Genomic DNA, 23,111 nt, shown 5'->3' on the forward strand with positions numbered 1-23,111 from the left:
GCTGCTCCGCTGCTGCGGATCAGCCGCGGCAGGAACTAGGACAGCTTGCCATGGCAGTACTTGTATTTCTTCCCCGAGCCGCAGGGGCACGGTTCGTTGCGCCCGACCTTGTGCGCCGCCGGTGCCGGCCTGGCGGCAGCCGCTGCACCCGTTGCCGCGGCAGCCTGACCGAGCGCTTCGTCATAATCCGCATGGTGGTAGCGGACGTTCTGCACCTCGGCATGTGGCGCCGTTTCCTCGACATCCTGCGCCCGCACCTGCACCGTCACCAGCAGCCGCGTGACGTCGGCGCGAACGCTGTCGAGCATGCGCTGGAAGAGCTCGAAGGCTTCGCGCTTGTATTCCTGTTTCGGGTTCTTTTGCGCGTAGCCGCGCAGGTGGATGCCCTGACGCAGATGATCGAGCGCCGCCAGATGCTCCCGCCAGTGCGTGTCGAGGCTCTGCAGCATGACGTTGCGCTCGAACTGGTGGAACATTTCGGCCCCCACCAGATCGATCTTCGCGGCGTAGCTGGCTGCCGCCGCATCGACGATCCGCCGCAGGATTTCGTCATCACGCAGGTTCGGTTCATCGCGCGCCCACTCGCCCACCGGCAGGACGATCTGCAGATCGGCAGCGAGCGCCTTTTCGAGTCCGGGCAGATCCCACTGTTCCTCCACCGTGTCGGCCGGCACGTAAAGGCGGAAGCTGTCGTGCAACACGCCTTCGCGCATGGCGGTGATGGTTTCCGTGATGTCCTCGGTCTCGAGCAGCTCGTTGCGCTGCGTGTAGATCACCTTGCGCTGGTCGTTGGCGACGTCGTCGTACTCGAGCAGCTGCTTGCGGATGTCGAAGTTGCGCGCCTCGACCTTGCGCTGCGCCGATTCCAGCGAACGCGAGACGAGCGGATGCTCGATCGGCTCGCCTTCCGGCATCTTCAGACGTTCCATGATCGCCTTCAGGCGTTCGCCGGCAAAGATGCGCAGCAACGAATCATCGAGGGCGAGGTAGAAACGCGACGACCCCGGGTCGCCTTGGCGACCGGAACGGCCACGCAACTGGTTGTCGATGCGCCTTGATTCGTGACGCTCGGAACCGATGATGTGGAGGCCGCCGGCCGCCACGACCTGCTCGTGCAGCACCTGCCACTGCCCCCGGATCGCGGCGATCTGTGCCGTGCGCTCGGCCTCGCCAAGCGCCTCGTCGTCACGCACCGCGGACACCTGCTTCTCGATGCTGCCGCCAAGGACGATGTCGGTACCGCGGCCGGCCATGTTCGTGGCAATGGTGATCATCCCCGGCCGGCCGGCCTCGCGAACGATCTCGGCCTCGCGCGCATGCTGCTTGGCGTTGAGCACCTGGTGCGGCAGCTTTTCGTGGTCGAGCAGAGCCGACAGCAGTTCCGAGTTCTCGATCGACGTGGTGCCGACCAGAACGGGCTGGCCGCGTTCGCGGCAGCCGCGGATGTCGGCGATGATCGCGCTGTGCTTCTCCTTGGCGGTGCGAAAGACCTGGTCGTTGTTGTCGGTCCGCCGCATCGGCTGGTTGGTCGGGATGACGACCGTCTCCAGGCCATAGATCTGCTGGAATTCGTAGGCTTCCGTGTCGGCCGTCCCGGTCATCCCGGACAGCTTGCCGTACATGCGGAAGTAGTTCTGGAACGTGATCGAGGCCAGTGTCTGGTTCTCGTTCTGGATGCGCACCCCTTCCTTCGCCTCGACCGCCTGGTGCAGGCCGTCGGACCAGCGGCGGCCGGACATCAGGCGACCGGTGAACTCATCGACGATGACCACCTCGCCGTTCTGCACGACGTACTGCTGATCGCGCAGAAAGAGGTTGTGTGCCCGCAGTGCGGCGTAGAGGTGATGGATCATGAGGATATTGGAAGCGTCATAGAGGCTGCCGCCATCGGGCAACAGCCCGGCACTGGCGAGCAGTTCTTCCGCATGCTCGTGCCCGTCCTCGGTCATCAGGATCTGATGCCCCTTCTCGTCCACCCAGTAGTCGCCAGGGCCATTCTCTTCGGCGCAGCGCTTGAGCAACGGCGCCACCCTGTTCATCCGTACATAGAGGTCGGTATGGTCCTCCGCCTGCCCGGAAATGATCAACGGCGTCCGCGCCTCGTCGATGAGGATCGAGTCCACCTCATCGACGATCGCGAAAGCCAGCCTGCGCTGCACGCGCTCGCCGGCCGAGTAGACCATGTTGTCGCGCAGATAATCGAAACCGAACTCGTTGTTGGTGCCGTAGGTGATGTCGGCGGCGTAAGCCGCCTGCTTCTGGTCATGCGGCATCTGCGACAGGTTGACGCCGACCGTGAGGCCGAGGAAGCGGTGCAGCCGCCCCATCCACTCGGCATCTCGATTGGCGAGGTAATCGTTGACGGTGACGATGTGCACGCCCTCGCCGGAAAGCGCGTTGAGGTAGGAAGCCAGCGTCGCCACCAGAGTCTTGCCCTCGCCGGTGCGCATCTCGGCGATCTTGCCATCGTGGAGGACCATGCCACCAATCAACTGGACATCGAAATGCCGCATGCCCAGCGTCCGCTTGCCGGCCTCGCGGACGACGGCGAATGCCTCCGGCAACAACGCGTCCAGCGTCTCGCCATTCGCCACCCGCTCCTTGAAGTGTGCCGTCCTGTCACGCAGCGCGCCGTCGGACAGCGCAGCGATCCCCGCCTCGAGCGAGTTGATCCTGCGCACGACCTGCAAGTACTGCTTGATCAGCCGATCGTTGCGGCTGCCGAAAATCTTCTTGAGTAAACCGGAAATCATTCTGGGAACGGTAGAGGAAGTTGCAGTTGATGGGCGGACCCGAGCCAGGGGCCGACTCGCCTCCGCGGTGGAGCTGGCAGTGCCGTTCGCACTGCGCCACCTGAGCGGCACGATGACTGCATCCCGACCATCATGCGGCGCGCGGCCTCGATACTACCTTCAACACTCGCCCGACGCAATTCTGCCTGGCGCATTCCGCCTGGCAATTCGGCCTCATCGCCCTGCTTGCGCCGGGCGCTGGCAGCCCCCTGTGGCCCGCTGCCCGGTCTCCGGCGGCAACCACCGGAGGCCGGACGCGGCAGGCTTGCCAGTGGGCAAACATCAATGCTCTAATGCTTCTGCAATCACAGACGCCGGAGGAAACCGCACATGCCCGATACGCGCTTCAAACCCCTGCCGTGGACGCGACTGCAGCGGGGCGTCCCCTGTTACCTCCCGAAAGCCGCTCCCCGCCCGGCTGTCGATATCCATTCGCCGGCACTGGCCGTGATGACCGATTTTCAACGCCAGCCCCCAGTCACGGTGAGCCGCGACACCTCGCTTGAAGACGCCAACAGGCTCATGGAACTCAGCCACGCGCATTACCTTCTCGTGGCCGACGAGCAGAGGCATCTCGTCGGCATCGTCAGCGAAGCCGGAACGAGGGGCCACCGGCCACTGGCGGCGGCGCACCGACTGGGCGTCAAACCCGCCGAGCTGGTCGTTGGCGACGTCATGGTGAGCAAGCATGACGATGCCGAAGTCATCCATCTGCGCGACCTCGGATCGGCGAAGGTGGGCAACGTCCTCGCCGCCCTGCGCGAAATCGGCTCGCCGTTCTGCCTGGTGGTGGATCACGACGATGAAGACCACCACGTGCTCTGTGGCGTCTTCTCGCTGGCGCAGATCGACCGGCAACTCGGCCTCACTTCCCCAACCGAGGAGATCGCGCAGACTTTCTCGCAGGTCGTCAGTTCGCTCGGCCATTGAGCAACCTGACGCCCTGACACGGCGGCAGATCGCCGGGCGGTCGAGGGCAACGGCCAGCAGGCCCGCTGCATGCCGCTGCCGCCGTCACGCGGGGCGGTTTCCGGTGGCGCCGATGGGCGAGACTTGCCAGGGTATCCGTACTTACTGGGTTCGGAGAGCCCTGCCGTCGAGGGATGAGCCAAGCGGCTGGGTGCATGGCACGCCCGAGACGATTCGAACGTCCGACCCCTGCCTTCGGAGGGCAGTACTCTATCCAGCTGAGCTACGGGCGCGTGCAGGGTCGCAAGCTTAACCGGTTTGTCGCGGCCAGTCCAGCCTGCGAGCACTTCCCGCCACTTCTGGACGGCGCCAAACGGCGGTAGAATATGGTTTTTGACCAGCAGACCACTAAGGACTTGGTATGGCTCAGCAGCAATCCTCATCGCGCTTGATTCTCGTGATCACCATCGTCGTCGCGCTCCTTCTCGTCGTCGTCATCTGGCCGTTGTCGCTGATGGGCAAGGGTGCAGGCACGCCCCGCGCTACCGATGACGCGGACGCGCGCATCCAGCCGGTCGCGAAGGTGGAACTGGCGAAGGCGGCTGCCGCCAAGTCCGATGGCAAGCCACGCGACGGGGCGACCGTCTATCAGTCGGTGTGCATGGCCTGTCACGCCAGCGGCGCGGCCGGAGCGCCGAAGGCGGGTGACAAGGCTGCGTGGGCACCGCGCATCGCGACGGGCACCGCCGCACTGGTCAAGAGCGTCACCAACGGCAAGGGCGCCATGCCGCCGAAGGGAGGCGGCGCGGATCTCAGCGACGCCGAGATCAAGGCAGCGGTGGAGCATCTCGTCGGCCTCGCAAAATAGACTTCACCTGGGGAGCATGAAAAGGAGGCCGTGGGCCTCCTTTTCTTTTCTGCGCGCAGCCCGCGCCGCTGCCGGGCAACGGCGCGGGCTGCGCCATGCTGGTGATTACTTGCCTGCTGCCGGAGCGGAACCGGTGGTGGCAGCCGGAGCCGGTGTCGTCACGGCGGGCGCAGCTTGCGCCTTCTTCGCCTGCGGTTTCGCGTGCGGCGTCTTCTCGACCGCTACCGCTTCGCCCTTCGCCGGCGTCGCGGTCGTAACGCTGCCGGCAGCCGGGGTGGCGGTGGCAGGGGCGGGCGCCGCGGCGACCTGGCCAACCGGCTTGGCGGATTCGACCGGCTTCGCCGGGCTGGTGGCGACGGCGGCGGCTGGCGCGGCGGCAGCCTGGGCAGCCGGCTTGACGGTGTCGGCCGGTTTCGCCGGGCTGGTGGCGGTGCCCTGGGCAAGGGCGGCGGTACCGAAAGCAGCGGCGACGGCGATGGCGATGATGTTCTTCAGCATGATGATCTCCTTGAGTTGATTGGGGTTTGCTCGGCCGCTCCAGGGAACTGTCGGATTGTCCTGCGGCCTTGCACCGATCAACGCGGTGGCCGACGGCTGCGATGTCAGCAGTTGCGTAACGCGCTGTGACGCGCGTTGACCTCCTGCCGCAGCCTGCTCAGCGGGCTCCGCCGAGCATCGCCCGCAGTGCCGCCAGGCGCTGCGCGCCCCCCGCCCTGTCCGGCACGCCGTCGCTGCCACGCCCGAGGAAGCGCAGGTCGGCACCGCCCATCTCGCCAATGAAGCGTGAGGCCTCGCTGGGGATCAGCTGCCGGCCCTGCAGGCGTCTCTCAGCGTAGCTCAGATGCAGCGATCGCTGCGCGCGGGTGATCCCGACGTACATCAGGCGACGCTCTTCCTCGAGCCGGTTCTCGGCCTGCGCTTCGCGGTGCGGCAGCACCCCTTCCTCGACACCGATCAGGAAGACATGCTTGAACTCGAGGCCCTTGGCGGCGTGCAGCGTCGACAACTGGACGGCGTCGGCGTCGACCTCGTCCTTCTCGATCATGCTCATCAGGGCGATTCCCTGCGTCACCGCGAGCAGGGTCTTGCCCTCCTCCGCAGCCTTCCGGCCCAGCCAGTCGCACAGCTCGCGCACGTTCTCCAGCCGGCTGCGCGCCGTGCGCGCGTCGTCCTGCGTGCGCAGCCAGTCCTCGTAGGCGATCCCGGCAAGCAGTTCGTCGAGCACCGACGCCGCCGGCGCGTGCTCGGCGCGCTGCTGCAGACGGCGGACGAAAGCAGCGAACTCGAGCAGTGGCGCGAGCTGGCGGGCCTGCACCCGCTGCGCGAACCCCTCCTCGAAGGCAGCCGTGAACAGCGGCAGATGGCGTTCGCCCGCATACTCGCCGAGTGCCTGCAGCGTGCTGCTGCCGACACCACGCCGTGGCACGCCGACCGCACGAATGAACGCCGGGTCGTCGTCGGTATTGGCCAGCAGGCGCAGATAGGCGGCAATGTCGCGAATCTCGCTCTTGTCGAAGAACGACTGGCCGCCCGACAAGCGGTAAGGAACGCGCTGCTTGCGCATGAACTCTTCAACCGCGCGCGCCTGGAAATTGCCGCGGTAGAGGATCGCGTAGTCGCTGAACCGGCCGCGGTGCTCGAAGCGGTGCGCCTGCAGCTTCATGACCACCGACTCGGCCTCGCGCTCCTGATCCGGGCAGGCGCTGACGGTGATCGGATCGCCCGGTCCGAGCTCCGACCACAGGCTCTTGTCGAACAGCTTCTCGTTGTTGGCGATCAGCGCGTTGGCCGCTTTCAGGATGCGCGCCGTCGAACGGTAGTTCTGCTCCAGCTTGATCAGCCTGAGGTTCGGGTAGTCGTGTGGCAAGCCGCGCAGGTTGGCGAGGTCGGCACCGCGCCAGCCATAGATCGACTGATCGTCGTCGCCGACTGCGGTGAAGGCCGCGCGCTGCCCGGCCAGCAGGCGGAGCAATGCGTACTGACCGGCATTGGTATCCTGGTACTCGTCGACCAGCAGGTAGCGCAGGCGATTCTGCCACTTCTCGCGCAGTGCAGGCTGCGTCTCCAGCAGGCGTACGGGCAAGGCGATCAGGTCATCGAAGTCGACCGCCTGATAGGCTCGCAAGGTCTCGGCGTAACTCGCGTAGACCCGGGCAGCGCGCGCTTCGCTTTCGTTGCCGGCAATCCGTGCCGCCTCCCCGGGAAGCACCAGCGCGCCCTTCCAGCTCGAAATCTGCCACTGCAACCGGCGCGCCAGGGCCTTGTCGGCGCTGCCTGACAGCTCTGCGAGGATGCCGAGGCAGTCAGCCGAATCAAGGATCGAGAAAGCCGGCTTGTAGCCGATGGCCGCCGCTTCCTCGCGCAGCATCCGTACACCCAGGGCGTGGAAGGTGGAGAGGACCAGACCGGCAGCCGAACGCCCGGCAAGCAGCTTGCCGACACGCTGCTGCATCTCGCGCGCGGCCTTGTTGGTGAAGGTGATCGCGGCGATGTTGCGCGGCTGCAGACCACAGGACTCGATCAGGTAGACGATCTTCTCGGTGATCACCCGCGTCTTGCCCGAGCCGGCGCCGGCCAGGACCAGCAGCGGACCATCGAGGTAGTGAATCGCTTCGCGCTGCTGCGGGTTGAGAACGGACATTGCGGCAGGGTGGGCTGGACCGGGGCGCGATTCTAGCACGCACCCGGCGGCGCCGACCGCAGCCTCACCCCCGCTGCACGCTGGCAGCCGGCCGTGGCCAGCGCAGGCGGGCCTCGAAGCCCCCTGCGACGAGGTTCTCGACCTCCAGACGCGCGCCGTGCAGTTCGGCAATCCGCTGCGCGATGGCAAGGCCGAGGCCACTGCCATCGCCGCCGGCCTCGCTGCCGCGATGGAAGCGTTCGGCAAGGCGCGGCAGTTCGTCCGCGGCGACCCCCGGCCCGTCGTCGGCCACGGCGAGAGCCAGTTCCGCCGCCTCACGGCGGACGATGACCGTGATCCGCGCTTCGTCCGGGGTATGGCGCAGGGCGTTGTCGAGCAGCGTGCGCAGCGCGATCTCGAGCAGTTCGCCGTCGCCGCTGACCGACAGCGGCGTCCCGCTTGTCTGCAGGCGCGGTCCCGGCCGGCTCGCCGGCACCTGCGTATCGGCGAGCACCCTTTGCGCGAGTTCGGCCAGGTCGATCTCGCTCGACGTCGGCAGCCGCGCCAGCGGGTCGAGGCGTGCCAGGCGCAACAGCTGCTCGACCACCCGCGTCGCCCGGTCGGTACCGGCCAGGACCTGGTCGAGCGCGTGCTGCCGATCGGCGCTGTCGGCAGTGAGCTGCGCCACCTGCGCCTGGATGCGGACCACCGCCAGCGGTGTTCGCAGCTCGTGCGCGGCATCGGCGGTGAAGCGACGTTCGTTTTCGAGGGTGGCGCGCAGCCTGAACAACAGGCGGTTGAGCGCGACCACCAGCGGCTGCGCTTCGGTCGGCACGTGACGCCCGGCCAGCGGCATCAGGTTGTCCGGTGAACGGGCGGCGACGTCGGCGGTCAGGTCGTCGAGCGGCTTCAATCCACGCCGCACCGAGTAGTACAGCAGCAGCAGCAGCAACGGCGACATCAGCGCGATCGGCAGGACCGATTGCACCGCCACCTCCAGCGCCGCCCGGTCACGCAGCACGATCGACTGGCCGACCTGCACCCGGTAATCACCCGAGCTGGCGACGAGACTGAGGATCCGCCAGGGTTGGCCATCGTGTTCGATGTCCGTGTAGCCGGCAGGAGCGGAGAGATCCACGGGCGGCGCGTGTTCGGAGCGCAACAGCAAGGCGCCATCGACGCCGCCGATCTGGAATTCGAGCGGCGGCTCGTAGAGGTTCTCCTCGTTGCTGCGCACCGTCGCCAGCCGCGTTGCCAGGTCGCCGAGATGCGCCTCGTTGTCGCGCACCAGCGCCAACAGGAGCCGGGCGGACTGCGCCAGGTGCCCATCCATGAGCTCCTCGGCCTCATGCTGCGCCTGCCAGTAGCTCATCGTCGCGGTCAACGCCAGGCCGCACAGCGAAGCGAGGCAGACGGTGCGCAGCAGGCGCCAGCGCAGCGACTGCAGGCGAACACTCTGCAGCGAACCGGGCATCAGGCAGAATCGCCGAGTTGGTACCCAAGCCCGCGCACCGTGCGGATGAAGTCCGCACCCAGCTTCTTGCGCAAGTGATGGACATACACTTCGACCGTATTGCTGCCCGTTTCCTCACCCCAGGAATAGAGGCTTTCCTCGAGCTGGGCGCGGGTGCGGATGTGGTTCCTGTGCCGCAGCAGATCGAGCAGCAGCGTGTACTCGCGCGCCGACAGGCTGACGGCCTCGCCGTCGCGGGTCACCCGCTTGCTCGCCGGGTCGAGCACGACACCCGCGTGCTCGAGCGTCGGCGTCGCCGTGCCGCCGGCGCGGCGCAGCAGCGCACGCAGGCGCGCCTGCAGTTCCGGCAGATCGAAGGGCTTCGTGAGGTAGTCGTCGGCACCGGCATCGAGCCCGGCAATCTTGTCGGCGCTGCTGTCGCGCGCCGTCAGGATGAGGACGGGAAGCGGGTTGCCGCGCTCGCGCAAGTCCTTCAATACGGCCAGGCCGCCGCGCTTCGGCAGCCCGAGGTCAAGCACGCAGGCCTGGTAGGCGTGGTCGAGCAGCGCCAGTCGCGCTGCCTCGCCATCGCGCACCCAGTCAACCGTGTACCCGCCCAGCTTCAGGCCGGCGCGGACGCCGTCGCCGAGCAGGGCATCATCTTCGACGAGCAGGACGCGCAATTACCTGGTTTCCTTCTTCAGCTTTGCCAGCAAGGCCTGGACCTCCTGCCGCCTGCCACTGTCGGCGAGTTCGCGCCCGGGACGGGGTGGCGCCTTCAGTGCCTTCTCGAGGTACGGCAGGGCTTCGGCCGATCGGCCACGATCGGCCAGATATTCGCCGTAAAAGAAGTTCGGGTCAATACCATCGGGGTTGATCGCCAGCGCCTTGCGGAAGTACTCCTCGGCGCGTTCCTTGTCGCCAAAGCCGACCGGCCAGCCCGGCACCTTGGCGTAGAGCGTCGCCAGGCTGGTGTAGGCCGATCGATTCAGCGCCCTGTCGTTCAGCTTGAGCGCCTCGTCGAGTCGCTGCCGGGCTTCCTTGGCCAGGGACAGGGCCCCGAGGCCACCCTTGGCACCCGCTTCACTGGAAAGGACGATGCCTTCCCAGATGAGTGCCTCGGGCATCTTCGGGTTGGCTTCGACGATCCTGCGCGCCTGCTCGGCCAGAGCATGATAGCCCTCGGCCTGCTGCTTGTCGGGCTGGCGGTACTTGATCTCGGCCCATTGCTCCTGGATCGGCCGGATGAGATCGTCAGCGGTGCTGGCGGTGGCCAGCGAGCTGCCGGCAAGAAAGGCGAGCAGGGTGATGAACCTGCCCACGACAAGCGCGGTCTTCATGGAGATGTTCCTTTCGATACGATTCAGGATGATGGACTGTGCTGCTTGACGATCGGCAGCTTGCCGGCCAGGCCGCGGTCGATCAACGATGGAGCGACGCCGTTGAGCCAGGCGAACAAGCGTTCCGGAAAGCCGAAATGGTGCTCGCCGTCGCCACGGCGGAGAGCGGCGACGATCTGTCGCGCCACCTCTGCCGCCGGGTCGCTGTGGTTCTTCAGCGCCCGGTTCAGTGCGTTGACCGCAGCGCTGTTGAGCGGCGTATCGATCGCCCGCGGCGCGACGTGGATAACGGCGACGAGCGAATCCGCCAGCTCTCGGCGCAGCGCCTGCGAGAAGCCGCGCAGGCCTGCCTTGGCCGCCGAGTAGGCGGCGAAACCCGGGAACGGCAGGCTGCCGAAGGTCGACCCGATGTTGACGATCGCCGCCTGCGGCTGTGCCTTGAGCCACGGCAGCAAGGCGTGCGTGAGGTGGATCGGGCCTTCGAGGTTGGTCGCCAGCACCTCCTCGACGGTGCTCCACTCCTGCGTATCGAGAAGGCCGAAGGCGCCGACGCCGGCATTGTTGATCAGCACGTTGAGCTCGAAGTCACGCGCTGCCGCAGCCAGCGCCGCGACGCCGGCGGGGCGGCCGAGATCACCGGTGACGCACGCCGAGCCGTTGCCGAGTGCGGCGCTCAACTCGCGCAGGCGGGCATGGTCACGCCCGGCAAGCAGCAACACGGCACCGGCGGCGGCCAGCTGGCGGGCGAGTTCCTGCCCGAGTCCGCCGCTGGCACCGGTGAGGAGGATGCGGGCATGGTTCAGCTGCATGCCTCTTCCTCGACGCAAGGCAGGGCGCGAAAGACGTCGCCATAGAGTTTGTAGAAGACCCGCGCGCTGCGCACGACGTCGGCCTGGTCGTCCGGCGTCATCCGCTCGAGCAGGCGGGCCAGGTGCATCGTGTGCTCCTGATCCAGCGTCCCGTGCGAACGCAGGTAGGAGAAGGCATTGTCGGGCAGACCGAGTGTCTGCTGGATGCGGTCGGCCGCCTGCAGCGCGAGCGCGACGCTGGTGCCCTCGAGGACGAAGACCATGCCGAAGAAGGCCGCCGGGTTGCCGCGATGGAGCAGGTCGTAGGCATAGGCGACCATCAGCTCGGCTGGCAGATCCGGCTGGCTGGCACGCACCGCGTCGGCATCGCCACCGGCCGCGGCAATGTCGTCGAGAATCCACTCCTCGTGGCCGATTTCCTCGTCGATGTAGGCGGCGACCGGCCGCCGCAGCCACGACAACCGCTCCGGCAGCCGACCGCCGAGTGTCATCAGCAGTGGCGTGGTCTGGCGCACGTGGTGATAGGCCTGGCCGAGGAAGGCGAGGTAGGTGCCGAGGCTGACCCGTCCCTGCAGGCAGTCGGCGATCACCGGCGCGGCCAGCAGGCGTGCGCGCTCGGTGGCCGTGGCGGCGATCAGTCGTTCATGAAAGGACATCGTTTGCTTCCCTTTCTGGATGGAAGAGCGCCGCCAGATCGGCAGCGTGATGTTGCAGGATGGCGTTGCGGCGCGGCCGTCCGTTGCCGGTGGCCAGCCCGTTGTCGACGCTGAAGGGGGCTACCGGCAGCCAGTCGGCGATGCGCGCGTAATCCGGCAATCCGGCGTTGACCCGCGCCACCGCCGCGCCCAGGGCGCCGCGCTCGGCTCCCGGCGCGGCGACCAGCAGCGCACACAGGCCGGGCATGCCGTCGCCGCAGACGATCGTCTGGGCGATTGCGGGCTCGGCGAGGAGCAGCGACTCGATCCACTCCGGCGCGACGTTGCGGCCGAAGGAGGTGATCAGCAGGTTCTTGCGACGCCCGTCGAGGTGCAGATGGCCATTGCCGTCGAGCCGGCCGAGGTCGCCGGTGGCGAACTCCGGCAGCTTCGCCGCCGTCGCCGGCTGCGGCCACTCGTCGCCGACGTAGCCGAGAAAGGCGCGCCCGCCCACCAGCACTTCACCGTCGGCGATGCGCACGCGAACATGCGGCAGCGGACGCCCGACACCCTCGGCATCGTCGCCGGGACGGTTGAGGCTGACGACCGAACCGCACTCGGTCAGTCCGTACCCCTGATAGGCCGGCAGACCGACGGCACGCGCCCGCGCCAGCAGCTCCGGGGCGACACGCGCGCCGCCGACGGCAACATAGCGCAGATCGTTCGCCGCCGCGGGTTCGCCTGCCGCCCGCTGCGCGCTCCACATCTTGAGCAGTTCGGGCACCAGGATCAGGCTGTTGGCAGCGCTGGCGACGACGGTCCGCTGCAGCGCGACCGGGTCGAAACCCACCATGCCGCGCCAGCCAAGCGTCTGCAGTCCGGCGACGCGAATCTCGGCGCCGAGCAACAGCGACGCGTGGATGCCGGCGCTGTTTTCGAGCAGCAGCGACAGCGGCAGGACGGCCAGATGCCGTTCGATCGCCAGGTCGGCGAAGCAGCCGGCAACGGCAACGGCGGTATCGAGCAGGCCGGCGGCGCTCAGGCAGACGCCGCGGGGAGCGCCGGTACTGCCGGAGGTGAACGAGATCTTGGTGGTTGCCGGCGGCAGCGGCGCTGCCGGCGTCGCACGCGCCATCCGCAGCAGCCCGTTCGCCTTGCCGACCACGGTGAATCCGAGGTCCAGACTGGCGATCCGCGCCGGCTGGTCGGTCAGCACCGTGTCGGCACCGGCCTGCGTCAGGGCGTGCGCCAGTTGCGACGGGCTGAAGAAGCCCGGCAACGGCAGATGGACGACGCCGGCACGCAAGGCAGCGAGGTCGGCGATCACCCAGGCGGGCCCGTTGTCCGCCAGCACGGCGAGCACCCGCACGCCCGCGAGGCCGCAGGCCAGCGAGTCGATGGCCGATTGCAACGCGGCGGCCCGCCAGGTCTCGCTGTCGCCACGCAGGACGACCGCATCGCGCGGACGCGCCGACAGCGAATCGAACAGCTGCTCGCCCAGGCCCTGCGCGGTCTGCGGAGCGCCGCTCATGCGCGCCGGCCGACGCGCGCCAGGGCCGTCCGGATACGCCCGGCGACGACGACGGGCTGCTGGCTGTAATAGCTGCCCCAGGCTGCCGCAGCCTCGCCCAGCCGCTGCGGATCAGCCGGCGCCAGTGCCAGCGCCGGCAGCCCCAGTCGGTTCAGGATGGCGATCAGCTCGCGCGTGGCGGTGAAGGTGAGCCACTTGTAGCCCAGCCGATCGAGGTGGGCCGTCAGCGCCAGCACGACCTGTATCGTTCCACCCGGCTTGTCCGCCGCCAAGTTGCCGACCTCGACGATCTCGTCACGGCGAACCGGCTGCTGCGCCAGGCCGGTCATCGCGTGCTCGATGGGCTGCTCGAGGTAGCATTCGAGAAACAGCTTCTCGCTGGCTGCCGGCCGCCAGCCGCAGGCGGCGACGATCTGCTGGCGACGCTCGAAGAGCACCAGGTTGGGAGCGAAGGAAGTGACGTCGGCGGCATGGTGGCGCGCGAAGACCTGGCGAATGAACGACTCGGCCTGCGCGCGGCGGGGCGAGGCAGGATCGGCGTGCGTCACGGTGACCGTGTCGCTCTGGTTGTCGAAGAAGTGGCGGCGTGCTGGCTGCATGGCAGGAACCCTCTGAGCAAGTGCGCGCAGCTTGACGAGGCTTCCTTAACAAGCTCTTAAACGGCAACGCCGCGGGGCATGCAAGCGAAAGGAAGGTGGGCAGGCGGCTAGGGCAAGACGCCGCAGCGCCTGAGCAACAGCGCCGTCTCGCACAGCGGCAGACCCATGACCCCGGAGTAGCTGCCGGCGAGATGCTCGACGAACATCCCCGCGCGACCCTGGATGCCGTAGGCGCCGGCCTTGTCCAGCGGCTCGCCGCTGGCAACGTAGCGACAGATTTCGCCATCGTCGAGTTGACGGAAGCGCACCACGCTGTCCGACAGCGCGAGTTCGATGCGCCCCTGGAAGGCCACCGCGACGGCGGTCAGCACGCGATGACTGCGACCCGAAAGAGAGCGCAGGATGCGGCAGGCATCGTCGGCATCGGCCGGCTTGCCGATCAGCTCACCGGCCAGTTCCAGAGTCGTGTCGGCGGCGAGAACCGGTTGGGGCAACAGCCGTCGCCAGCGAACCAGATCGCAACCGTGCTCCGCCTTGCTGCGCGCCAGGCGCTCGACGCAATGGCGCGCATCCTCCCCGGGCAGCGGCGTCTCGTCGACCGCCGCATCTTCGCGTGGCGCACTGCGGAAACTGATGGTGTCGAAGGCCACGCCGATCTGCGCCAGCAGCTCGCGCCGGCGCGGGCTGCGCGAGGCGAGATGGACGCGTTGCTGCAGCGGGCCGGCAGGCACTCAGTCCTCGCGATGGTAGGGATGGTTGCGGATCACACTGCAGGCGCGGTAGAGCTGCTCGCACAGCAGCAGCCGCGCCAGCGCGTGCGGCAGGGTCAGGCGCGAGAGACGAATGAGCTCGTCGGCCTGCTGCTTCAACGCCGCGTCGACGCCGTCGGCACTGCCGATGACGAAGGCGGTGTCGCCGCCGGCCTGCATCCAGCCGGCAAGGCGCTGCGCCAGCTCGAGCGTGCTCAGATCCGACCCGCGCTCGTCGAGTACCACCAGCCGGCGGAAACCCTGCAGCGCCGCCAGCAGGCGCGTCCGCTCGGCGGCCAGGAGCTGCTCGCGGCTCTTCGCGCCACGCACCTCGGCCTTGACCTCGATCACCGACAGGGGCAGTTCGCGCGGCATGCGCTTGAGGTACTCGGCGCAGCCAGCGCTGACCCAGGCGGGCGACCTGTTGCCGACGGCGACGATGGCCAGCCTCATGCCTCGCCGAGGCTGGCCTCCGCGAGCTGGCGACCGGCCTGGCGAACGCGCAGCGGACCCTTGCCGCCCCACAGTTCCTCCAGGTTGTAATAGCTGCGGACCGGCGGCTGCATGACATGGACGATGATGTCGCCGAGATCGACGAGGATCCACTCGCCCGCCTCCTCGCCCTCGCAGGAGAGGACTCCGCCACCGGCCTCGCGCACCTTTTCCTGTACGTTGCGTGCCAGCGACCTGACCTGACGGTTCGAATCGCCGCAGGCGATGATCATCCGGTCGAACAGCGCCGTCAGGCGGCTGGTGTCGATGACCTCGATATCGCGGCCCTTGATGTCGTCGAGGGCAGCGACGACCAGCTTTTCGAGATCGGCAAGTTTCATGGGCAGCTCAGCAGTGGGGATAAAGACGATGGCGCCGAATATAAGCGATAACCGGATCGGGCAGCAAATAGCGGACGCTCTCGCCATTGGCGAGCAGCTGGCGGACACGCGTCGCCGAGATCGCCAGTTGTGTCATCGCAAAGGTGGCGACCAGCCCCGCCGGCGAAGCGGCAAGCTCGGCCGGGCTGCTGCAGAAGCGGTCGCGGCAGTGCGCCGCCAGCGCCGGCGGCAACTGCGCCGGGTCGAGCGGATAGCCCGGGCGATGGGCGACCGCGAGGTGCGCCAGGGCAAACAGCGACTGCCAGCGATGCCAGCCCGGCAGGCCGGCAAATGCATCGGCGCCGAGCAGCAGGACGAGCGGCCGGCGGCGGCCGCAGTGTTCGGGCGAACGCAGTCGTTCCAGCGTCGGCACGGTACAGCTCGGCCGCGCGGCCGTCACCTCGCTCTCGTCGACCTCGAAAAACGGGTTGTCGGCAGTCGCCAGGCGGACCATCGCCAGCCGCTGCCCGGCGGTCACCCGCGGCGCGTCACGCAGCCGCGGCTGACCCGCCGGGAGCCAGCGGATCGTGCTCAGCGCGAGTGCGCCGACGGCCTCCTCGGCCAGGCGCAGGTGGCCGTAATGAACCGGGTCGAAGGTGCCACCGAAGATCCCCAGCGGGCCATCGCCGCCACCCGCATCAGGCATCGCTGTCGCCGGTGCTGACGAAGACATCGCGATAACTGACGTAGAAGCTGGCAAAGACCGTCGGCGCGACGACGAGGAGGACGAGGACGGTCATGCCGGTGGCCACCAGCGACGCGCCGAGCTGCAGCAGCGTCCCGACGACGCCGAGCAACAACGCCGGCAGCACCACCGCGACGAGGGCCAGCGCCAGCGAGTAGACGAGAAAGGCGCGCCAGTTGCGGGCACAGGCGACGAAGCTGAAGAACAGCGCCTTCGCCGGTGGCAGCGAATGCCAGCCGACGAGAACCGGCGCATACCAGTAGGCCATCACCAGCGGGCAGAGGAACAGCAGCGCGACCTGTGCCGCGAAAAGCATGTCGCCACTCGCCAGCACGTCGTCCGCCGGCTTCGTGCCGAGCAGCATCATCGCCATCAGCGCGCCGCCATCGGCCACCGCCGAGATCGCCAGGATGCCGACCGTCGCCGCCAGGTACGCGGCGCCGAGAACCAGCAGCGAACGCTGGTTGCTGCGAAAGCCCGAGAACAGCATCTGCGGCGTCACCGGCAACGAGCGGTCGATGTTGCGGCAGACGTTCATCAGGCTGACCGAGAAGGCCGGGATGCACAGCGTGGTGAGCACCGTGCCGATCACCGGCAACAGGTTGACCATCGCCATCAGCAGCCAGTAGCTGACGACGAGGAAGGTCAGCATCACGTGCCCCCGGCGAAAGATGCGGAAACCATCGGCGAGCCAGCGCCATCCCTGCGCTGCGGAAAGAGTCAGTGCTTGCATGTTTTCGGGCGGCTCAGGCGGTGATGAAGGTATCGCGATACGAAGCATACACGGAGCCCGCCAGTACCGGTCCGAGGACCAGGAATCCGAGGCCGAGCGGCAGGGCGGCGAAGAAGCACAGGATCATGGTCAGCAATCCATAGACCAGCAGGCAGGGAAGGTTCTTCATGCAGGCATGGAAGCTGGCGTTGAGCGCCGCCGTCGGTGGCATGCCGTTGAACACGACCAGCGCCGGCGCGAACCAGACGGCCATGACGATCAGCAGCGACAGCAGCAACCAGACGAGGCCGGCGACGGCGATGCCGCCGAGCGCGATGCCGACGCCGAGCGGGTTGGCCAGCACCAGGCCGCCGGCGATGCCGCCGCCCAGCGAGAGGAAGACCAACACGACGAGCAGCAGCATCGCCAACATGTAGAAAACGCCCAGCGTCATCAACGCACCCGTGTCACGCCTGAAACCGGCAAACAGGTCGCCGACCTCGAGCGCTTCGCCGATCACCGCCTTGCGGCAGGCGAGCAACATTCCCGCTGCCAGCAAGGGCGTCAGCAGGTAGGCCGCGAGGTAGCCGATGACCGGAACGACCGCCAGCCCGACGTAGATGACGATCATCAGGACCATCATGGCGATCCAGACGGCCGGGTTGGCGGCGAAGATCGCCCAGCCCTGGCGGAACCAGTCGAACACGCTGCCCGCTTCGAGCCGGCGGCTGGCGCCGTCGAACTGCGGCGCGGGGATCGGAAATTGCTCCATGGGGATCGCGGCCTGATGGCAAAGGGTAGGAGATGCTAGCGTCCCGCAACGAACGAGGCAAGCCGCACCGCTGATCCGCGCCGTCCTCAGGTCGGGCAACGCGTCAGCAGCATGCGCTCGATGGCGTTGAGAAAGCCGTAGAGCGGTGCGAAGTCGGCGAACAGCGTGGCATCGTCGGGCGGCGAGCGGCGGAACTTCTCCTCGCCGCGCACCAGCGCGAAGATTTCGGCAAAGCTGCGCCGGCCGTCGATGTACTTGAGGATGAACTTGCCGAAGCGGCCGACGTCGAGTGGCAGGCTGATGCCGGTATGGCTGTGGCGCATGATGAAGGGCACCTCGGTGCTGCGGTGGATGATGGCCGACAACTCGGGCCCGGTGACCGGTTCGTGGCAGAAGAACGGGATGTACTGCGGGTCGCCATAGGGAGCGACGCGCGCACCGTGGCAAAGATAGAAGGAGTGCGTTACCAGCGTACCGCCGAGCAATTCGGCGATCGCCTGCTGCTGGCGCAGCGGCAGGTGCGCAACGGCGTCGAGGAACGGCGGCCGTCGCGGCGCCAGCACCAGCGCCGGCAGGTACGGCGCCCGCCCGCGGCCGACGTCGGAGAACTCGATGTGCAGGCCGTGCGCGTCGTGCAGCCACGCGTACAGCTCCTCGACGGTGTACGAGCGGTCCTGCGCATGCAGCAGCAGATCGTAGATGCCGGCATCACCGCGCCGATGGTCGGAGATCAAGGCTTCGCCGCGGGCAAACCAGTTCGTCTGCGGCAACGTCGCCAGCACCTGGCGGGCATGGTCGAGGCGCTGGTCGATGCTGCCGCAGCCGACGTTGATCCGGCGCAGCAGTTCCTGCATCTGGTAAACGCCGGTACGGCCGTAGGTCGCGTAGACCAGCACGCCGATCGCGCCGCCGGCCGCGAGGACGGCGAGCAGCGCGCGCAGGCCGGCATCGGGGTCCGGCAGGTGGTGCAGGACCCCCGAGCAGTTGATGTAGTCGAACTCGCCGAGCCCCAGCCGGGGCAGTTCGAGCAGCGACGCCTGCAGCCAGCGGATGTTCGCGAGGCCGCGGATTTCGGCCCGGCGGCGCGCGATGGCGATGCTCGCCGCGCTCAGGTCGAGGTGCACGATCTCGGCGTCGGTCGCGCGCAACTGTTCCGCGAGATAGATCGTCGCGTCGCCGGTACCGCCACCGGCAACGAGAACGCGCCAGCCGCGGCGGAAATCCTGCCGGCCGGCGCAGCAGTAGTGGTTGATCATCGGCAGCGAGTCGAGCCAGGTCGGCAGCAGCCGCTGTCTTTCCTCGTCGGGATCGCGCGGCGGATAGGGCAGCGCTTCGTATTGCTCCCGGACCTGTGGCAGGACCGCGTCACTCATGCCATGCCGCCCTGGGCACTTCGTCGGCCAAGAGTCCATCCGAAACCGGCGCCAAGCCTTGCCGGCGGCCGTCGCCCGCCCGGTGCGCCAGCAGAATCTCCTCGTAAACCGCTGGATCGCGCTGCGTCACCACCTCACCGGATCGGGGCAGCAACTGGTCCTGCAGGCGCGAGAGCCAGAAACGCAGGGCCGCAGCACGCAGCAGCAGCGGCCACGCCGCCCGTTCGCCGGCAGTCAGTGGCCGCCGGCGATGATAGGCAGCCAGCAGCAGCTGGCAGCGATCGGCATCGATGCCACCGCCGGCCGCGGTACACCAGTCGTTGGCGACCACCGCCAGGTCGAAAAGCAGGTCGTCGACACCGGCGAAATAGAAGTCGAGCAGGCCGCTGAGGCGGTCACCGACGAAGAGGACGTTGTCGCGGAAGAGATCGGCATGGATGATGCCACGCGGCAGGCCGCCGGGCCGCAAGGCCCGTTGCTGCTGCAGCTCGTCGGCCAGCAGGGCGGCCGTGCCGGGACTGAGGCGCGGTGCGAGCTGCGCGGCGACTGCGGCACACCACTGCGTACCGCGCGGGTGCGGCTGGCGCAGTGGGCACGATTGCGCGGCCAGGTGCAGCTCCGCCAGCGCCGCACCGACCGCCGCACACTGCCGCGCGCTCGGAACGGCCTCGGAAGCACCGGCGAGACGACTGACGACCAGCGCCGGCCTGCCCGCGAGTTCGCCGAGATAGCCGCCGCGCCGGTCGGCGACCGGCGCCGGGCAGGGAATTCCGCGCGCCGCCAGATGAACCAGCAACTGCGTGTAGAACGGAAGCTGCGCGTGCGGCACCTGCTCGAAGAGGGTCAGGACGTAATCACCGCTCGTCGTGGCGAGGTAGAAGTTCGAGTTCTGGACGCCCTCGGCAATCCCGGTGAGGTCCCGCAGCGTGCCCAGCGAATGGTTCTCGAGCCAGGCAGACACCACACTGGCGCTGAGTTCGGTGAACACCGACATGGGCGCGGTCGATGTCGGGCGGGCAGCGGCAGGAAGGCTGGTGACCCGCCGCTCAGAACGTGCCGATGGTCCACATAGGCACACTGATCGGCGGACCGCCGATCGAATGCCGCGCGAAGTTCCCGTCGCCCTGGTGGTCGACCAGGATGTACGGCACGCCGTGCGCCGGCGTCACCCGGATCATGTAGAGCCTGCCGCCGATCCGGTGTTCCTCGACCGTCTCGCCGTCCCGCTGGACGATCGTCACCTGCGGCTCCAGCGAAGCGTCGAGCGGCGCCATCTCCGGCGGTGGCGGCGGCACTGCCGGCAACGGCTGCAGATCGGGCGGAGTCTGGGCAAGCACTGGCGCCGTGGCGAGAACCAGAGTGGCCAGAAAAGCATGGGTGCGGCGCATCGGCGGTCTTCCGGGTGATTGATCGGTTCGCCGACATGCGGCCGGCCAGCACCGATTGTAGTACAGAATCACGTGCTGTCTGCGACCGCCGGCAGTCCGCAGGCGGCGCGGCCGACCGCCGAACTCTGCCATAATGCGGATGGTTCGTCGCGGCCGCGCTGGCGACGGCACGACGCGAGGCATGTCGCTCACGCCAGACGCCAGGCGCGCTCATCGTTCACCTCCATTGCCCTGACCCCGCCCATGCCCACCCTGCTGCTGGTCGACGGATCCTCCTATCTCTACCGGGCCTTCCACGCGCTGCCCGATCTGCGCACGACGCAGAGCGAGCCGACCGGCGCCCTGCACGGCGTCCTCAACATGCTGCGGCGGCTCGAGAGCGACCATCAGGCGGCGGGCGTCGACTACAAGGCCTGCGTCTTCGACGCCAAGGGGCGCACCTTCCGCGACGACTGGTACGCCCCCTACAAGGCCAACCGGCCACCGATGCCCGACGACCTCGTCCGCCAGATCGAGCCGCTGTACGCCGCCATCGCCGCGCTCGGCTGGCCGCTGCTGGTCGTCGACGGGGTCGAGGCGGACGACGTCATTGGCACGCTGGCGACGCAGGCGGCGGCGCAGGGCATGCAGGTCGTGGTGTCCACCGGCGACAAGGATCTGGCGCAACTCGTCGGCCCGCAGGTCCGTCTGGTCAACACGATGAGCAACGAAACGCTCGACGAGGCCGGCGTCGTCAGCCGCTTCGGCGTTCCCGCCGGGCGCATCGTCGACTACCTGGCGCTGGTCGGCGACACCGTCGACAACGTCCCCGGCGTCGCCAAGGTGGGAGCGAAGACCGCCGTCCGCTGGTTGCAGCAGTACGGCTCGCTCGACGGGGTCATCGCCGCCGCCAACGACATCGGCGGCGCCGTCGGCGACAACCTGCGGCGCGCACTCGATTTCCTGCCGCTGGCACGCCGCCTGCTGACCGTGCGCTGCGACCTCGAGCTGCCGCTGACGCTCGCCGAGCTGCAGCCGCGTGCCCTCGACCGCGAACGGCTGCTCGAGCTCTTCCGGCACTACGAGATGCGCTCGTGGTTGCGCGAGGTGCAGGGCACGGCTGACACAGCGGCAGCTCCGGCAGCGACACCGGCCGCCGCCACGCCCGCGGCGGCCGACGGCGCGCACCGCGCGGCCTACGAGACGATCCTCGACTGGCCGGCCTTCGACCGCTGGCTGCAGAAGATCGGCAACTGTGCGCTGACCGCGCTCGATACCGAGACCACCAGCCTCGACCCCTTCGCCGCCCGCCTCGTCGGCCTGTCGCTGGCGGTCGCGCCGGGCGAGGCAGCCTACCTGCCGCTCGCCCATCGCTACCCCGGCGCGCCGTCGCAACTGCCGCAGGACGCCGTGCTGGCCCGCCTGCAGGCGTGGCTCGAAGACCCCACGCAGGCAAAGATCGGCCAGAACCTGAAGTACGACCAGCACGTCCTCGCCAACCACGGCATCCGCCTCGCCGGCGTGCGGCACGACACGCTGCTCGAGTCCTACGTCCTCGAATCGGGCCGCGACGGCGTCCGCGGGCACGACCTCGGCCAGCTCGCCAGCCGCCACCTCGGGCTGCAGACGATCCCCTACGAAGCGCTTTGCGGCAAGGGCGCGAAGCAGATCGGTTTCGAGCAGGTGGCGATCGACCAGGCGGCAGCCTACGCCGCAGAGGACGCCGACCTCTGCCTGCGCCTGCAGCAGCAGCTCCAGCCGCAGATCGACAGCGACGCCGGCCTGCGGCGGATCTACGAAGAGATCGAGATACCGGTGCGCGAGGTCCTCTTCCGCATGGAGCGTACCGGCATCCTGATCGATGCCGGGCTGCTGACGCAGCAGAGCCACGAGATCGGCAAGCGCCTGCTCGAACTCGAGGAACGCGCGCATGCCGCCGCCGGGCAACCGTTCAACCTCAATTCGCCAAAGCAGCTCGCCGAGATCCTGTTCGACCGCCTCGGGCTGCCGGTGAAGAAGAAGACCCCGACGGGAACGCCGTCGACCGACGAAGAAGTGCTCTCCGAGCTCGCGCTCGACTACCCGCTGCCGAAGATCCTGCTCGAATCGCGGCAGCTCGCCAAGCTCAAGGGCACCTACACCGACAAGCTGCCGAAGATGATCAACGCCACCACCGGCCGCGTGCATACCAGCTACGCACAGGCGGTGGCGGTCACCGGCCGCCTCGCGTCGAACGACCCCAACCTGCAGAACATCCCGGTGCGCACCGCCGAAGGCCGCCGCATCCGCGCCGCTTTCATCGCCCCGCCCGGCAGCCACCTGCTCTCCGCCGACTACTCACAGGTCGAGCTGCGCATCATGGCGCACCTGTCGCAGGACGCGCGCCTGCTCGCCGCATTCGCCGCCGGCGAGGACGTGCACCGGGCGACGGCGAGCGAGATCTTCGGCGTCGCGGCGGCGGAAGTCGGCGCCGACCAGCGGCGTGTCGCCAAGGTGATCAACTTCGGCCTGATCTACGGCATGAGCGCCTTCGGCCTGGCCCGCCAGCTCGACCTCGAACGCGGTGCCGCGCAGTCGTACATCGATCGCTACTTCGCCCGCTACCCGGGCGTCGCCGCCTACATGGAAGAGACGCGCGCGGCGGCGAAGCGCCAGGGCTACGTCGAGACCGTCTTCGGCCGCCGGCTGTGGCTGCCCGAGATCCGCTCGAGCAACGTCGGCCGCCGCCAGGGCGCCGAACGTGCGGCGATCAACGCGCCGATGCAGGGCACCGCCGCCGACCTGATCAAGTCGGCGATGATCGCCGTCCAGCGCTGGCTCGACGGCGAAGGGCTGCGCACCCGCCTGTTGCTGCAGGTGCATGACGAACTCGTCCTCGAAGTGCCAGCGGACGAACTGCCAACCGTGCGCGGCGAGCTGCCGCGGCTGATGAGCGAGGTCGCCAGCCTGCGTGTGCCGCTGGTTGTCGACATCGGTGTCGGCGGCAACTGGGACGAGGCACATTGAGACGAGGCGACAGGGCCGT

At 68.3% G+C, this 23,111-nt stretch carries 22 protein-coding genes and 1 tRNA gene; 3 read left to right on the forward strand and 20 right to left on the reverse strand.

The window, feature by feature from the left end:
* Positions 1–35: 35 nt before the first annotated feature.
* Positions 36–2,753, reverse strand: coding sequence for a preprotein translocase subunit SecA (secA, locus tag V5B60_RS03400; RefSeq protein ID WP_332345621.1), 2,718 nt, complete (start codon positions 2,751–2,753; stop codon positions 36–38).
* 369 nt (positions 2,754–3,122) lie between these two features.
* Between secA and V5B60_RS03405 the strand changes: the two genes are divergently transcribed.
* Positions 3,123–3,722, forward strand: coding sequence for a CBS domain-containing protein (locus V5B60_RS03405; protein WP_332345622.1), 600 nt, complete (start codon positions 3,123–3,125; stop codon positions 3,720–3,722).
* Positions 3,723–3,917: 195 nt separating this feature from the next.
* Here the strand turns inward: V5B60_RS03405 and V5B60_RS03410 are convergent.
* Positions 3,918–3,994 (reverse strand) — tRNA-Arg (locus tag V5B60_RS03410).
* Between the two features lie 164 nt (positions 3,995–4,158).
* On the opposite strand from V5B60_RS03410, the gene V5B60_RS03415 reads away from it, so the two are divergent.
* On the forward strand, positions 4,159–4,569 hold the full coding sequence (locus tag V5B60_RS03415; RefSeq protein WP_332345623.1) for a c-type cytochrome: 411 nt from the start codon (positions 4,159–4,161) through the stop codon (positions 4,567–4,569).
* A 105-nt stretch (positions 4,570–4,674) separates the two neighbouring features.
* Here V5B60_RS03415 and V5B60_RS03420 read toward each other — a convergent pair whose 3' ends face one another.
* From V5B60_RS03420 to V5B60_RS03505, 18 genes are all read right to left on the reverse strand, one after another.
* A complete protein-coding gene (locus tag V5B60_RS03420) occupies positions 4,675–5,067 on the reverse strand; it encodes a hypothetical protein (protein ID WP_332345624.1) in 393 nt (130 codons plus the stop codon).
* Positions 5,068–5,224: 157 nt separating this feature from the next.
* Positions 5,225–7,210: a UvrD-helicase domain-containing protein gene (locus V5B60_RS03425; protein WP_332345625.1), complete on the reverse strand. Its 1,986-nt coding sequence runs from the start codon at positions 7,208–7,210 to the stop codon at positions 5,225–5,227.
* A 64-nt stretch (positions 7,211–7,274) separates the two neighbouring features.
* Complete coding sequence (locus V5B60_RS03430) at positions 7,275–8,663, reverse strand: ATP-binding protein (protein ID WP_332345626.1); 1,389 nt, start codon at positions 8,661–8,663, stop codon at positions 7,275–7,277.
* A complete protein-coding gene (locus V5B60_RS03435; protein WP_332345628.1) occupies positions 8,663–9,325 on the reverse strand; it encodes a response regulator in 663 nt (220 codons plus the stop codon). The genes V5B60_RS03430 and V5B60_RS03435 overlap by 1 nt, the downstream gene beginning before the upstream one ends.
* Positions 9,326–9,982 carry a hypothetical protein gene (locus V5B60_RS03440; protein ID WP_332345630.1) on the reverse strand — a complete coding sequence of 219 codons (657 nt, stop codon included), beginning with the start codon at positions 9,980–9,982 and terminating at the stop codon, positions 9,326–9,328.
* Between the two features lie 23 nt (positions 9,983–10,005).
* Positions 10,006–10,791 (reverse strand): SDR family oxidoreductase, encoded by a 786-nt coding sequence (locus V5B60_RS03445; protein WP_332345631.1) that lies wholly within the window; start codon positions 10,789–10,791, stop codon positions 10,006–10,008.
* Complete coding sequence (locus V5B60_RS03450; RefSeq protein ID WP_332345632.1) at positions 10,782–11,447, reverse strand: TenA family transcriptional regulator; 666 nt, start codon at positions 11,445–11,447, stop codon at positions 10,782–10,784. The genes V5B60_RS03445 and V5B60_RS03450 overlap by 10 nt, the downstream gene beginning before the upstream one ends.
* Positions 11,434–12,957, reverse strand: a complete 1,524-nt coding sequence (locus tag V5B60_RS03455; protein WP_332345633.1) for an AMP-binding protein — start codon at positions 12,955–12,957, stop codon at positions 11,434–11,436. The genes V5B60_RS03450 and V5B60_RS03455 overlap by 14 nt, the downstream gene beginning before the upstream one ends.
* The gene (locus V5B60_RS03460; RefSeq protein WP_332345634.1) at positions 12,954–13,556 is read right to left on the reverse strand and encodes a thermostable hemolysin; all 603 of its coding nucleotides are present in this window, start codon (positions 13,554–13,556) and stop codon (positions 12,954–12,956) included. The genes V5B60_RS03455 and V5B60_RS03460 overlap by 4 nt, the downstream gene beginning before the upstream one ends.
* Before the next feature lie 107 nt (positions 13,557–13,663).
* Positions 13,664–14,287 carry a Maf family protein gene (locus V5B60_RS03465; protein WP_332345635.1) on the reverse strand — a complete coding sequence of 208 codons (624 nt, stop codon included), beginning with the start codon at positions 14,285–14,287 and terminating at the stop codon, positions 13,664–13,666.
* Positions 14,288–14,758 (reverse strand): 23S rRNA (pseudouridine(1915)-N(3))-methyltransferase RlmH, encoded by a 471-nt coding sequence (gene rlmH / locus V5B60_RS03470; protein WP_332345636.1) that lies wholly within the window; start codon positions 14,756–14,758, stop codon positions 14,288–14,290.
* Complete coding sequence (rsfS, locus tag V5B60_RS03475) at positions 14,755–15,138, reverse strand: ribosome silencing factor (protein ID WP_332345637.1); 384 nt, start codon at positions 15,136–15,138, stop codon at positions 14,755–14,757. Before rsfS ends, rlmH begins: the two co-directional genes overlap by 4 nt.
* A gap of 7 nt (positions 15,139–15,145) precedes the next feature.
* Positions 15,146–15,823 carry a nicotinate-nucleotide adenylyltransferase gene (nadD, locus tag V5B60_RS03480; protein ID WP_332345638.1) on the reverse strand — a complete coding sequence of 226 codons (678 nt, stop codon included), beginning with the start codon at positions 15,821–15,823 and terminating at the stop codon, positions 15,146–15,148.
* A complete protein-coding gene (locus V5B60_RS03485; protein ID WP_332345639.1) occupies positions 15,816–16,595 on the reverse strand; it encodes a BPSS1780 family membrane protein in 780 nt (259 codons plus the stop codon). Before V5B60_RS03485 ends, nadD begins: the two co-directional genes overlap by 8 nt.
* A 13-nt stretch (positions 16,596–16,608) precedes the next feature.
* Positions 16,609–17,346, reverse strand: coding sequence for a BPSS1780 family membrane protein (locus tag V5B60_RS03490; protein ID WP_332345640.1), 738 nt, complete (start codon positions 17,344–17,346; stop codon positions 16,609–16,611).
* A gap of 86 nt (positions 17,347–17,432) precedes the next feature.
* Positions 17,433–18,719, reverse strand: coding sequence for a class I SAM-dependent methyltransferase (locus V5B60_RS03495; protein ID WP_332345641.1), 1,287 nt, complete (start codon positions 18,717–18,719; stop codon positions 17,433–17,435).
* Positions 18,712–19,713: a homoserine kinase gene (locus V5B60_RS03500; protein ID WP_332345642.1), complete on the reverse strand. Its 1,002-nt coding sequence runs from the start codon at positions 19,711–19,713 to the stop codon at positions 18,712–18,714. The genes V5B60_RS03495 and V5B60_RS03500 overlap by 8 nt, the downstream gene beginning before the upstream one ends.
* A gap of 52 nt (positions 19,714–19,765) precedes the next feature.
* Positions 19,766–20,107 carry a DUF2782 domain-containing protein gene (locus tag V5B60_RS03505; RefSeq protein WP_332345643.1) on the reverse strand — a complete coding sequence of 114 codons (342 nt, stop codon included), beginning with the start codon at positions 20,105–20,107 and terminating at the stop codon, positions 19,766–19,768.
* A 243-nt stretch (positions 20,108–20,350) separates the two neighbouring features.
* Between V5B60_RS03505 and polA the strand changes: the two genes are divergently transcribed.
* Positions 20,351–23,092, forward strand: a complete 2,742-nt coding sequence (gene polA, locus V5B60_RS03510) for a DNA polymerase I (RefSeq protein ID WP_332345644.1) — start codon at positions 20,351–20,353, stop codon at positions 23,090–23,092.
* Positions 23,093–23,111: the final 19 nt, after the last annotated feature.

Origin of the sequence: Accumulibacter sp. (assembly GCF_036625195.1) — a bacterium.
In the GTDB taxonomy this organism is placed as follows: Bacteria; Pseudomonadota; Gammaproteobacteria; order Burkholderiales; family Rhodocyclaceae; genus Accumulibacter.